The organism is Methylobacterium currus (genome assembly GCF_003058325.1).
GTDB lineage: Bacteria > Pseudomonadota > Alphaproteobacteria > Rhizobiales > Beijerinckiaceae > Methylobacterium > Methylobacterium currus.
Genome location: NZ_CP028843.1, coordinates 5,722,201 through 5,734,948 on the forward strand (window position 1 = coordinate 5,722,201; position 12,748 = coordinate 5,734,948).

Genomic DNA, 12,748 nt, shown 5'->3' on the forward strand with positions numbered 1-12,748 from the left:
AAGGCCGATCCGCTAACACGGAGGCTCGCGCGGCGAAGGAGCGGCGGGATGGCGGCCGGGGCGGCTCTCGGCGAGGCGGGTGGCGGTGCCGGCACCGCGCTCGCGGTGTTCGGCGTGCGGATCGTTGCCGCGGCCTGCGCCTTCGTGGCCCAGGTGCTGATGGCCCGGCTGATGGGCGGCACGGAATACGGGGTCTTCGCCACGATCTGGGTCTGGACCGCGCTCATGGGCCATGCCTCGACCTGGGGCCTGTCTCAGGCCGCCTGCCGCTTCCTGCCGACCTACCGGGCGACAGGAGCCGTCGGGCCGGAGCGCGGCTTCCTCGCCTTCGGAGCGGTGTTCTCGCTGACGGCCGCCTCGGCCCTGGCGGGCTTCGGCGCGGCACTCCTCTGGCTCGTTCCCGGCCTCGTCGCCGGCAACCATGCCGGCCCGCTCCTCGTGGCGGCGCTGGTGCTGCCGCTCTTCGCGCTCCAGGATTTCTGCGAGGGCGTGGCGCGGGGCCGCAACTGGACGCTGCTCGCCGTGGCGCCGCCCTACCTCCTGCGCCAGGGCCTGATCATGGCGCTGATGCTGGCGGCGGTCGCGTTCGGGGCGCCGGCCGAGGCCACGGTCGCCGTCGCCTGCACGCTCGCCGCCACCGCCCTGTCCCTCGCCATGCAGGCCACGCTCCTGCTGCGGCGCCTGCGGGCCGAACGGCCCTCGGCCCGCGCCCGCTACCCCTGGCGCGACTGGCTGCGGGCGGCCCTGCCGATGGCGCTGATCGATCTCGCCGGCTCGGGCTTCAACTTCGTCGACGTGCTGGTTCTCGGCTTCCTGCTGCCGCCGGCGGAGGTCGGCGCCTATTTCGCGGCGACGCGGCTCCTGCAATTCGTCGTCTTCGTCCAGTACGCCGCCTCCTCGGTGACGGCGCAGCGTTTCGCCGCGGCGCAGGCGCGGGGCGACCGGGCGGAGCTCGAAACCCTGGTCCGGCGCTGGGCGCGGCTGACGCTGCTCGCCACCCTCGCGACCGGCCTCGCCCTCGTGGCGGCGGGACCGCTGCTGCTCGGCCTGTTCGGGCCGGACTTTCGCGAAGCCCTGCCGCTCCTCGCGCTCCTCGTCGCCGGCCACGGCCTCGCCGCTGCCTGCGGGCCGGCGGAAGACCTCCTGACCATGCTGGGAGCCGAGCGTGCCTGCGCCGCCGTCACGGTCGCGCTCCTCGTCGCGGCGGTTCTCCTCACCCTGGCGCTGGTGCCGCCTCTCGGACTCACCGGCGCGGCGCTCGCCGCCGCCCTCGTGACCGCCGCACGCGGCGGCGTCCTGGCGAGGCTCGCCTATCGTCGCCTCGGCCTCGTCACGCCGGCCTTCGCCCGATGACTGCGCCGGCATTCCCGCTCCCGACGACCGTCGCGGCCCCGGCCTGCGAGATCACGACCCTCGCATCCTTGAGCCGCGAGCCCGCGTCCTGGGACGCCCTGGTCGCCCGTGCCGCCGGGCCGACGCCCGATTATGCGCGCCGCGTGCTGGAGGCGCATCGCGACCACGGGCTCGCCCCGGCGGACCTGCCCTGCCTCGCGGTGCGCGCCGGCCCGGACCTGCTGGCGCTGCTGCCTTACCGGACGGGGCGCGGCCCCCTCGGGCTCGGCCGGATCGCCCGGCCCTTCGCCTCGCCCTACCTCACCGTGACGGCGCCCCTCGTGGTTGCCGGGACGGAGGGCGTCCCGGCCCTGGCGGCGCTCGTCGCCGGGATGCGAACGCTCGGGCAACCGTGGTGGTGGCCGCTCCTGCCGGCGGACGAATCGCCCCTCCTCGCCGCGCTCGCCCGCGACGGCTGGGGCAGCGCCGAGGTCTCGGGTTTCTCACGCCCGGTGCTCGACCGGCGCGCGAGCCACGACATCTTCCTCAGGGAGCATCCGCACAAGGGCCGGCTCAAGGACCTGCGCCGGCGACGCCGGCGCCTCGACGAGGCCGGCATCGTCACGGTCGAGGCGATCGGGCCGGACGGGGACCTGGCCGGCGCGGTCGCGGCATTCCTCGATCTGGAGCGGCGCGGCTGGAAGGGGCGGGCCGGCACCGCGCTCGCCTGCCGGCCGCAGACCGAAGGCCTTGCGAAAGACCTGTTCCGGGCCGGCGGCGGGCCGGTGACGGCGCGGGCCGACCTCCTGCGCCTCGACGGGCGGGTGGTCGCCGCGAGCCTCGCGCTGGTCTGCGGCGGCACCGCGACGCTGCTCAAGACCGCCTACGACGAGGCGTTGCGCGCGCTCGCCCCGGGCGTGCTGCTCGAGGCCGAGATCGTGCGGGCCCTGCACGAGACCCGGTTCGCCGACCGGCTCGATTCGGCGACGCTGGCGAGCGCGGTGCTCGACGACCTCTACCCCGAGCGCACCCGCATCGCCGAAATCGTGGTCTCGCCGCGGGGCGGGCCCGCGCCCGAGCGGATCGCCGCCCGGGCCCGGCGGCAGCACGCCGCGAAAGCCTGGCTCAGGGCGCGGCTCGCCCGCCTGCGGGGCCGCTGACAGCGGCCGCCCTCTCCGCCTCCCGCCAGCCGACCCTGGCGTCCGGCCGCGCATCGGTCGAGGCGAAGTAGGGTTTGATGTCGAGGAGCGGCGTGCCGTCGAGGCAGTCGAGCCCGCGCACCCGCAGGGTGCCGCCGTCGATCCCCAGGAGTTCCACCACCGAGACGGCGATCGGATTCGGACGGGCCGGCGAGCGCAGCGCGAAGGTGCCGCGAGAGTCCGGCGCGTGGCGGGGCTGCTGCGCCACCAGGTTCCGCGGCGCCCGGTCCATCCAGTAGAGCACGATCAGGTGGGTGGTGCCCTCGAGGCTCCGCAAGCCCGGGGCGAAGCGGGGATCGACCTCCAGGGTGCAGACCGCGTCCGATTGCGCCGAATTGCGCGGGCACTCCGCCCGCTCGGTCCAGGGCGTGCGCACCCGGCCGACGAAGTAGAGGCCGGCATCGAACGCCTCCGGCAGGGCGATGCTCTCCTCGCCCGGCCGCGGGCCGAAATCCGCTTGCGTCATCTGACGTCCCACGATCAGGGCGGGATCCGGGTCGCCCCGCCGCTCCACCCAGTATAGGCTGGCCGCCAGGGCATCAGGGAGACCGATCGACCGTGTTCGCCGACGAGCTGAGACCGATGGAGACGGTGGCCGACCCCGAGACGGCGGTCGACCGCCTGGCGGCGCTCCACGCCGCCGCCACCGGGAGCCTGCGGGACGCGCTCGCCCGCTTCCTCGCGGACGGTGTGCCCCCCGACGCCGCCGAGCGGCTGACCTTCCGCTATCCCGAGCTGCGCCTGACCTACCGCCCGACCGGGCCGCTGCCGCGGATCACCCGCGCCACCGCGAAGTTCCAGGGGCCGGGCGTCTACGCCACCACCCTGACCCAGCCGGCGCATTTCCGCGCCTACCTGCTCGAGCAGCTGCGCCCCCTGGTGCAGGATTACGGCGCCACGATCGAGGTGGGCCTGAGCGCCCAGGAGATCCCGTACCCCTACGTCGTCGAGCCCGGGGCGGAGCTCGCCCGCGGCGTCACCTCGAGCGACCTCGCGCGCTACTTCCCGACGCCGATGCTGTCGAGCGTCGGCGACGAGATCGCCGACGGCCTGTGGCTGGAGGCCGGCGACGAGCCCCGGCCGCTCGCCCTGTTCGACGGGCCGCGGGTCGATTACTCGCTGCGCCGCCTCGTGCACTATACCGGGGCCGATTGGCGCCAGATCCAGCCCTGGATCCTGCTCACCAACTATCACCGCTACGTCGACCAGTTCGTGCGGGTCGGCCTGAAGGCGCTGGCCGCCGAGCCCGAGCGCTATGCCCGCCTGGTCCTGCCCGGTGGCGTCGCGGTGGAGGCCGGGGACGCCGCCGGCGCGCAGGCCGACGCGCTGATCGCCGCCTCGCCCTGGCACCGCTTCCAGATGCCGGCCTATCACCTCGTCGCGCGGGACGGACAGGGGACCAGCCTGGTCAATATCGGCGTCGGTCCCTCCAACGCCAAGACGATCACCGATCACCTGGCGGTGCTGCGGCCGCATTGCTGGCTGATGGTCGGCCATTGCGGGGGCCTGCGCCAGTCGCAGACCATCGGCGACTACGTGCTGGCCCACGGCTATCTGCGCCGCGACCGGATCCTCGACGAGGTCGTGCCGCCCGACGTGCCGATCCCGGCGCTCGCCGAGGTCCAGGTGGCGTTGCAGGAGGCCGCCGCCAGCGTCACCGGCGAGCGGGCCGAGGCCCTGAAGCAGCGCCTGCGCACCGGCACGGTCGTGACCTACGACGATCGCAACTGGGAGCTGCGCTGGTCGCAGGAACGGCGGCGGATCAACCTGTCCCGGGCGATCGGCGTCGACATGGAGAGCGGCACCATCGCGGCGCAGGGCTACCGCCTGCGGGTGCCCTATGGCACGCTGCTCTGCGTCTCCGACAAGCCGCTGCACGGCGAGATCAAGCTGCCGGGCGCCGCCAACGCCTTCTACGAGCGGGCGGTCGGCGAGCACCTCTTGATCGGGCTCGCGACCCTCGAGTCCCTGAGGCGCAACCGCCACGGACTGCATTCGCGCAAGCTGCGAAGCTTCGACGAGCCGGCCTTCCGGTAGAACGCCCGTGCCGCTGCCGATCTCGAACAGCCGTCAGGTCGCCGTGGCGGACGGCACCGCCGAGCGCGTCGTCGCGGTCGCCGACCTCGCCGTGTCGCTCGGCGTCGACGCACTGATCCGCCTGCACGAGGCGGATTTTGCGGGGCTGGCGGGCGTCGGCCGCGACCTCGTCCACTTCAACCTCGAGCGCACGATCAACCGCGCCGGCCTGCGCTACGCCCTGCTGCCGATCCTGCGGCCCGGCTTCCGGCGGCCGGGCGGGCCCGAGGAACTGCCGGTCCTCGACCCGACCCGGTTCCGGACCGGTCTCTGCGTGGAGGTGCGCCAGCGCGTGCCGGTGGCGGCGGTGACGCCGGAGCTGTTCCGGGTCTCGCTGCCGACGATCCGCGACGCCGACGCCCTGGCGGCGGCCCTGGTGCGCCGCTACGCCGGCCTGTTCCCCGATCTGTGTCCGGCGGACCTCGTGGCGCGGGGCTGCGCGATCACGCGGCTGCAGCTCGACGAGCGCTGAGCGGACGGTTGCGCGGCGGCCTTGCGCTTGTCCTTGCACGATGTCCTTGCGCGCGCCTGACGAGGATTCGGGGCGGTTTTCCCTTGGGAAAAGGCCGGCGGCGAAAGGATGAGACAAATGTCCTGCCCGAGTGTCCATCCGTGCCGGCGACCGGTGATCGATCGCCGCTGACCCAAGATTAGCTGTGCAATTCTACGCCGCGCGGGCCGGGCCGCTCGAATCCGCCGCCATGCTTTACCGCTTCGCAACCGGCTCGCCGTCACGGTGTCGGGAGCCGAGGCTGGACCGCGAACCTCCCATGCTGCAGACCGCCGACACCTTGCTCGCCCTGCATGACGGGCGGCTCATCGGTCTGGCGCTGCTGATCGGCGTCCTCGCGGCGATCACCATGATCGACCTGTTCCAGCACGCCCGCGCCACCAGCGGCAGCAGCCGGGGGATCTGGATCTCGGCTGCCGGCATCGCCGGCGGGTTCGGGCTGTGGGCGAGCCAGTTCATCGCGCAGGCCTCGATCCGCCCCGCCGCCGAGATCCTGCGCGGCAGCGAGACCCTGTTGCTCGGCCTCGTGCTCATGGTGCTCCTCGCCGGGGCGGGCCTGCGGGCCGCCGTCTCGGCGCCCCGGCGCGTCGCCACCGCCCTCGGCGGGGGCCTGATCGGCTTAGGGCTCGCGGCGGTCGGTGCCGCGGTATCGGCGGGCCTGCCGGGGGCGGGTGGGCCGGCCTGGAGCGCGGGCCTCGTCCTGTCCGGCGTCGCCGGAATGGTCCTGTCCGGCCTCGCCCTGGGCTGCAGCCTGCGGGAGAGCCCGGCGCGCCGCGCCGTGGGGGCCCTGTGCCTGTCCGGCGCCGTGATGCTGCCGCATGCCGTCGGCCTTGCCGCGGCGGGCGGCGGGCTGAAGCCGGTCATGCTCGATGGTGAGTTCGCCGCCTCCCTCGGCTTCGCCAGCCTGACGCTGCTCGTCCTGTCCTTCCTCGGCCTGACCCTGGACAGCCGCGTCCGGCGCCGCCGCGAGTCGCAGGACCTGATGAGCAGCCTCGCCGATGCGGCGGTGGAGGGCATCGCGATCTGCGAGGGCGGCCGCATCGTGACCGTCAATACCAGCCTCGCCGAGCTGATCGGGCGGGCGCCGGCGGCGCTGACCGGCCGGCCGATCGGCGAGATCCTGCCCGACACGGTGGTCGCGCGCCTCGATGCCGGCCCGGACGGCCGGGCGATCGAGGCCGAGCTCGTCGGTGCCGGCGGCGAGGCGCTGCCGGTCGAGGTGATCCGCCGCCCGGTCGGCAACCGGCCCTGCCGCGCCATCGCCGTGCGCGACCTGCGGGCGCGGCGCCAGGCCGAGCGCGACATCCAGTTCCTGGCCCATCACGACACCCTGACCGGCCTGCCGAACCGGACGACCTTCCGCGCCCGCCTCGACGAGGAGATCGCCCTGGCGCGGGCCGGCGGCCGGCTGGTGGCGGTGCTCTGCCTCGACCTCGACCGGTTCAAGGACGTCAACGACCTCTACGGCCACGCCATGGGCGACGGACTCCTCCAGGCCCTGGCGCGCTGGGTCGCGCCGGTGCTGGGGCCGCGACACATGATGGCCCGCCTGGGCGGCGACGAGTTCGCGATCCTCCTGCCGGACGTCGAGCGGGACGAGGCCGGCCGGATCGCCGAGGAGGTCCTGCGAGTGATCCGCGAGGGCAACCAGCGGGCGGGAAGAGGGCCGATCCTGGCGACCAGCATCGGCATCGCGCTCTGCCCGACCGATGCGGAGGACGGGCAGACCCTGCTCAACCACGCCGATGCCGCGCTCTACTGCGCCAAGAATCATGGGCGGGGCGTGCACCGGTTCTTCGAGCCGGTCCTCGCGGCGCAGATCCGCGACCGCCGCTCCCTCGAGCATGACCTGCGCCACGCCGTCGAGCGCGGCGAGCTGAGGGTCGTCTACCAGCCCCAGATGGCGATCGACAGCGGCGTCGTGGTGGGCTTCGAGGCCTTGCTGCGCTGGCACCATCCGGAGCGCGGCACCGTCCCGCCCGACCTGTTCATCCCGATCGCCGAGGAGACCGGCAGCATCTTACAGATCGGCGAGTGGGTGCTGCGCGAGACCTGCCGCGAGGCCGCCTCCTGGCAGAAGCCCCTGCGCATCGCCGTCAACGTCTCGGCGGTCCAGCTCCACGCCCCGGGCTTCTCGGAGCTGGTGCACGAGGTGCTGTTCACCACCGGCCTCGCGCCCGCCCGCCTGGAGCTCGAGATCACCGAGACGGCGCTGGTGCGCGACCCGGTCCGGGCGCTCACCGCCCTGCGGCGGGTCAAGGCGATGGGGGTGCGGATCGCGATGGACGATTTCGGCACCGGCTATTCGTCGCTGTCGAACCTGCGCGCCTTCCCGTTCGACAAGATCAAGATCGACCGCTCGTTCATCCGCGCCGTCGACGTCAACCGGGAGACCGCCGCGATCATGCGGGCGGTGCTCGGCCTCGGGCGCGGCCTCGGGCTGCCGGTCCTGGCCGAGGGCGTCGAGACCTCGGCCGAGCTGGCCTTCCTCGGCGCCGAGGCCTGTCAGGAGGCGCAGGGCTACCTCCTCGGTCGCCCGGGCCCGATCGCGCAATTCGCCGAGCATACCAGTGAGGGGCCCGGCGGCGAGAATGCGGCGGCATGAGCCGCGGGGCCGATCCGGATCGCGGGCCTTGACGCTCAGTCCACCCGCCGCAGGCCTTGCGCGAAGCGCTTCGCATTGGCGACGTAGCGGTCGGCCGAGGCGCGCAGAGACGCCACCGCCGCCTCGTCCAGCACCCGCACCGCCTTGGCGGGGGCCCCGACGATCAGGCTGTTGTCGGGAAATTCCTTGCCCTCGGTGACGAGGGCGTTGGCGCCGACGAGGCAGTTGCGGCCGATCCTGGCGCCGTTGAGGATCGTCGCGCCCATCCCGATCAGCGAATTGTCGCCGATCGTGCAGCCATGCACGATGGCCCCGTGCCCGACCGTGATGCCCTGCCCAAGGGTCAGTGGGAAGCCCGCATCGGTATGGAGCACCGCGCCTTCCTGGATGTTGGTGCGGTCGCCGACCGTGATCGGCTCGTTGTCGCCGCGGATGACCGCGCCGAACCACACCCCGACCTCGCGGCCGAGCCGCACGCGACCAATCACGTGGGCGTCCGGCGCGATCCAGGCGCTGCCATCCTCGGGCAGGATCGGGCTGACAGTGTCGAGGGCGTAGAGCGGCATCGTGGGATCCTCCGGTGGTTGAGGCCTCCTTTCGCATGCCGGACGGGCGCCGTCAGCCCGATCAACCCAGGTCCGGTCACCCCAAGGCTCCTTCAACCCAAGGCTCCTTCAACCCGAGGCTCCTTCAACTCAAGGCTCCTTCAACTCAAGGCCCCTCAAACCAAGGCTCCTCAAACCAGGGCCCACGGCATCGGCGCCACCGCCCCGGCCCGGGAGGCGATCACCTGATGGCCGGTGGCGTTGCCGGCAGTCTGGATCGCCAGGGCCACCTCGGTCAGGTGCAGGGCGAGGTCGGCGTCGAGGCGGCTCGCCCGCCCTTCCGCCCGCGCCGCCAGCATCTCCTGCGGACCGAGGGCGAAGTTCATTGCCGTCACCCCCTTCCGCCTGACCTTGGCGTGGGTCGGCGTCTTGATGCGCAGGCGGCGGGTGAGGGGAGAATCGATCAGGCGGCGGCGCACCACGTGGCGGCGGCGCACCCGTACGGCGGACTCGTTCGACCAGCACTCGGCGACCTCCAGGATGCCCTCGTCGCCGAAGATGCGGAGAGAGTGGTCGTGCGGCGCGACCACCGAGCAGGTGAGGCGGGCCACCATTCCGCTCTCGAAGAACAGCGAGGCGCAGGCATAGGTCGGCGCCGCCGCGGACCCGTCGGCGAGGGTCAGGCCCAGCACGTCGGCGGAGGCGGACGCGACCCGGGTCACCGAGCCGAACATCGCGATCAGCCAGGTCAGGTAGTAGCCCGCATGCTGGAGGGCGCAGCCCACCGCCAGCTCGTCCTGCACCGGCCAGGGCGCGCCGGATTCGCTGCGCCAGGTCGTGTGCGGCGCGCGGATCAGGAAGCCGTCGTCGATCTCGGCGTAGACGAGCCGGGGCGTGCCGATGACGCGCTCGCGCAGGGCCTTCCAGACGGTCTGGGCGCTCTCGCCGAGGGCGCTGCACGGCGCCGAGGCGAGCATCACGCCCCGCTCGGTCGCGATCCTGTGCAGGTGGCGGGCATCGTCCAGCCGGGTGGCCAGCGGCTTCTCCGAGTAGACCGGCAGCCCGGCCTCCAGGCAGGCCAGGCTCACGGCGTAGTGCGAGCCCGGATTGGTCAGGTTGAGGATCAGGTCGGGCCGGCGGCCGATCAGGTCGTCGAGGCTCGCGGCGGCCGGGACGCGCCAGTACTTGCGGAAGGCGTGCAGCCGGTCGCGATCGATGTCCCACGCCCCGACGACCGTCACCTCCGGCACGGTCGCCAGGGAGCGCATGTAGTAATCGGCCACGAATCCCGTGCCGACGATGCCGATGCTCGCCACCTGCCCTGCTCCCCGATCCCGTGTTGCGCCGCGAAGGCTAGACCAGGGTGCGGCAAATCGAGCGGGCGCAAAGGGCCGAGGAGCGGCCAGCACTCCAGTGGAGGATGAAGTCGCGCCTTACCGCTTTCGGAGAAAAAGCGACGGTCCGCCAGGACGAGTGGAACGGTATGGGAGTATCTAGTCTGCCGAATGACAGGACCACGGCCGTGCCCGGCAAGTGGAGGCGCCAGCCTACCGACTCGGGTCGATATCCTAGACAGAGCCGACGGTCTTCAGCCGGACCCGCGGATGGATCTCCGCCTGACTCATCACCGGGGTCTCGCGGCGGAAGCGCTCGATGATCGAACGCACGAAGGGCCGGGCCTGGACCGAGGTAACGAGGACCGGCATCTCGCCCAGGCGCGCCGCCTCCTCGAAGCGGTCGCGCACCGTGGTGACGAAGTCGGACAGCTTCGAGGGCTGCATCGCCAGGTGGCGCTCGTCGCCGTGGCCGACGATCGCGTCCATGAAGGCGCTCTCCCAGGCCGGCGACAGGGTGACGATCGGCAGGACGCCGCCCGGTCCCTGGTACTGGGCGCAGATCTGGCGGCCGAGGCGGGCGCGGACATGCTCGACGATGTCGCGCGGGTTCTTGATGTGGCCAGCCACCTCGGCGATGCCTTCCACGATGGTGCCGAGGTCGCGGATCGAGACCCGCTCGGCCAGCAGGTATTGCAGCACCCGCTGGATGCCCGTGGTGGCGATCTGCCCCGGCACCACCTCCTTGAGCAGTTCGCCGTGCTCCTTCGGCAGCTCCTTGAGGAGCTTGTGCACCTCGACGTGGTTGAGCAGGTCGGCGACATGGGCCTTGATCACCTCGGTGAGGTGCGTCGACACCACGGTCGCGGCATCGACCACGGTGTAGCCCTTGAGCTGGGCCTCGTCGCGCAACGCCGCATCGATCCAGGTCGCCGGCAGGCCGAAGGTCGGTTCCATGAGATGCTGGCCCGGCAGCTGGACCTGTCCGCCCATCGGGTCCATCGCCATGAACTGGCCCGGGAAGACCTGGCCCGTCCCGGCCTCGATCTCCTTGACCCGCACCACGTAGGTGTTGGCGTCGAGCTGGACGTTGTCGAGGATGCGCACCGAGGGCATCACGAAGCCGAGCTCGGCGGCGAGCTGCCGGCGCAGCGCCCGGATCTGGTCGGTGAGCCGGTCCTGGCCCTCCGGGCCGTTGACGAGGGCGAGCAGCGCGTAGCCCATCTCGAGCTTCAGGTCGTCGAGCTTGAGGAGGTCGGCCGCGGTCTCCTCCTTGGCCGCGGCGCCCGCCCCGGCCCCGGTCACGGCGCCGTCGGCCGCCGGTGCGCCGCCGGACGCCTCGTCCTCCGCCGGCTTCGGCAGGAGGGCGATGCGGCGGGCGAGATAGGCGGCGCCGAGCCCGAGGCTCAGGAACGGCAGCATCGGGATGCCCGGCAGGAGCCCGATCAGGATCATCACGCCGGCCGACATGCCGAGCGCCTTCGGGTAGTTGGCGATCTGGCGCCCGAGAGCCCGGCCGGCGGCGCCGCGCACGCCGGCCTTGGAGACGAGCAGGCCCGCCGCGGTCGAGACGATCAGGGCCGGAACCTGGCTGACGAGGCCGTCGCCGACGGTGAGCAGGGTGTAGGTCTTGCCTGCCTCCGAGAAGCCCATGCCCTGCTGGGCGACGCCGATGATGATGCCCCCCACCACGTTGATGAACGTGATGAGGAGCGCCGCGATCGCGTCGCCGCGCACGAATTTCGAGGCGCCGTCCATGGCACCGAAGAACGAGGATTCGTCCTCGAGGGACTGGCGGCGGGTCCGGGCGGTCTTCTCGTCGATCAGGCCGGCCGAGAGGTCGGCGTCGATCGCCATCTGCTTGCCCGGCATCGCGTCGAGGGAGAAGCGGGCCGCCACTTCGGCGATGCGCCCCGAGCCCTTGGTGATGACGATGAAGTTCACGATGATCAGGATCGCGAACACGATGATCCCGATCAGGAAGTTGCCGCCCATCACGAACTGCCCGAAGGCCTCGATGACGTGGCCGGCCGCCGCCGTGCCCTCGTGGCCGTGGCCGAGGATCAGCCGCGTCGAGGCCAGGTTGAGCGCCAGCCGCAGCATCGTGGTGATGAGCAGAACCGTGGGGAAGACCGTGAACTCGAGCGGGTTCTCGATGAACAGGCCGGTCATCAGGATCAGGACCGACAGGATGATCGAGACCGCGAGCAAAAGGTCGAGCAGCAGGGCCGGCAGCGGGAAGATCAGCACCACCAGGATGGCGAGCACCGAGACGGCGAGCACGAGATCGCTGCGCCGCGTCAGCGCCATCAGGTCCGCCCGCGTCGGCAGGGCGAAGATGCGTCCCGCGCCGAGTGCCCCGGTCTCGTTCATCGAAGTCCCACCTTCCCGTCGACCCGGCAATTCCTGCCGGGTCCATGGTTAGGGAACCGTTAACGACGCTGCCCCTGGGGCCGGTAGCGCCACCGGCCGCTACCCGGGACGCACGATGAAGCACTGTTCAGTATCGGACGGGAACAATCTTCGCGTTCCGGTTTTGTGCGTCGCAATAAAATTGCAAAGCAAAGATTCTGAACCGAACGGTCAAGCTGAATACGAGGTATTTTGAAATCGGGGAGGCGTCCGAGGTTCAACGTTCCTCCTGCGGAACCAAGCCGCCCGGCAACGATTGAGATGGCATCGATCGGTCAGACAAGGTTCGAGGAGACCATGCGCAAGACTCTCATCACCCTCGCGGCCCTCGGCGCTCTCGGGACCGGGATGGCGCAGGCCCAGACCACCGTGACGGGCGACCCGGCCCGCGATGCCAAGCCCAGCACCCACTCGCAGGGCCAGGAGGCGGTGACCCGGCCCAACACCGACATGATGGACAAGAGCAACCCGGGCACCACCGGGACGGTGTCGACCAACGCCAAGCTCGAGCCCGGTGCCAACAGCTTCACCGAGGCCCAGGCCCGCAGCCGCATGGAGCAGGCCGGCTTCAAGGACGTGAAGGACCTCAAGAAGGACGACCAGGGCATCTGGCGCGGCCAAGCCATGCAGGCCGGCAACACCGTGATGGTCGGCCTCGACTTCAAGGGCAACGTCTCGACGGCCCGGTAAGCAGAGCCAGGACCCGTATCCCCCTCCCGACAACCTATGAGGAC

The 12,748-nt window shown here is 72.0% G+C and carries 10 protein-coding genes; 6 read left to right on the forward strand and 4 right to left on the reverse strand.

The window, feature by feature from the left end:
* Positions 1-48 precede the first annotated feature (48 nt).
* Positions 49-1,353, forward strand: a complete 1,305-nt coding sequence (locus DA075_RS26335; RefSeq protein ID WP_099955743.1) for a lipopolysaccharide biosynthesis protein — start codon at positions 49-51, stop codon at positions 1,351-1,353.
* Positions 1,350-2,492, forward strand: a complete 1,143-nt coding sequence (locus DA075_RS26340; RefSeq protein WP_099955744.1) for a GNAT family N-acetyltransferase — start codon at positions 1,350-1,352, stop codon at positions 2,490-2,492. Before DA075_RS26335 ends, DA075_RS26340 begins: the two co-directional genes overlap by 4 nt.
* Here DA075_RS26340 and tsaA read toward each other — a convergent pair.
* Positions 2,458-2,997, reverse strand: a complete 540-nt coding sequence (gene tsaA / locus DA075_RS26345; RefSeq protein ID WP_099956819.1) for a tRNA (N6-threonylcarbamoyladenosine(37)-N6)-methyltransferase TrmO — start codon at positions 2,995-2,997, stop codon at positions 2,458-2,460. The genes DA075_RS26340 and tsaA overlap by 35 nt on opposite strands.
* A gap of 92 nt (positions 2,998-3,089) precedes the next feature.
* On the opposite strand from tsaA, the gene DA075_RS26350 reads away from it, so the two are divergent.
* From DA075_RS26350 to DA075_RS26360, 3 genes are all read left to right on the forward strand, one after another.
* Positions 3,090-4,568: an AMP nucleosidase gene (locus tag DA075_RS26350; protein WP_099955745.1), complete on the forward strand. Its 1,479-nt coding sequence runs from the start codon at positions 3,090-3,092 to the stop codon at positions 4,566-4,568.
* A gap of 7 nt (positions 4,569-4,575) precedes the next feature.
* Positions 4,576-5,079 carry a hypothetical protein gene (locus tag DA075_RS26355; RefSeq protein ID WP_099955746.1) on the forward strand — a complete coding sequence of 168 codons (504 nt, stop codon included), beginning with the start codon at positions 4,576-4,578 and terminating at the stop codon, positions 5,077-5,079.
* Positions 5,080-5,377: 298 nt separating this feature from the next.
* The gene (locus DA075_RS26360) at positions 5,378-7,723 is read left to right on the forward strand and encodes a putative bifunctional diguanylate cyclase/phosphodiesterase (RefSeq protein WP_099955747.1); all 2,346 of its coding nucleotides are present in this window, start codon (positions 5,378-5,380) and stop codon (positions 7,721-7,723) included.
* 35 nt (positions 7,724-7,758) lie between these two features.
* On the opposite strand, the gene DA075_RS26365 is transcribed toward DA075_RS26360, so the two are convergent.
* The 3 genes from DA075_RS26365 to flhA form a co-directional block, all read right to left on the reverse strand.
* Positions 7,759-8,289 carry a gamma carbonic anhydrase family protein gene (locus tag DA075_RS26365; protein WP_099955748.1) on the reverse strand — a complete coding sequence of 177 codons (531 nt, stop codon included), beginning with the start codon at positions 8,287-8,289 and terminating at the stop codon, positions 7,759-7,761.
* A 170-nt stretch (positions 8,290-8,459) separates the two neighbouring features.
* Positions 8,460-9,584, reverse strand: a complete 1,125-nt coding sequence (locus tag DA075_RS26370) for a Gfo/Idh/MocA family protein (RefSeq protein WP_099955749.1) — start codon at positions 9,582-9,584, stop codon at positions 8,460-8,462.
* 252 nt (positions 9,585-9,836) lie between these two features.
* Positions 9,837-11,975 (reverse strand): flagellar biosynthesis protein FlhA, encoded by a 2,139-nt coding sequence (gene flhA / locus DA075_RS26375; protein ID WP_099955750.1) that lies wholly within the window; start codon positions 11,973-11,975, stop codon positions 9,837-9,839.
* A gap of 336 nt (positions 11,976-12,311) precedes the next feature.
* Here flhA and DA075_RS26380 point away from each other — a divergent pair, with 336 nt between their 5' ends.
* The gene (locus DA075_RS26380; RefSeq protein ID WP_099956820.1) at positions 12,312-12,704 is read left to right on the forward strand and encodes a hypothetical protein; all 393 of its coding nucleotides are present in this window, start codon (positions 12,312-12,314) and stop codon (positions 12,702-12,704) included.
* The last annotated feature ends 44 nt before the right edge of the window (positions 12,705-12,748 follow it).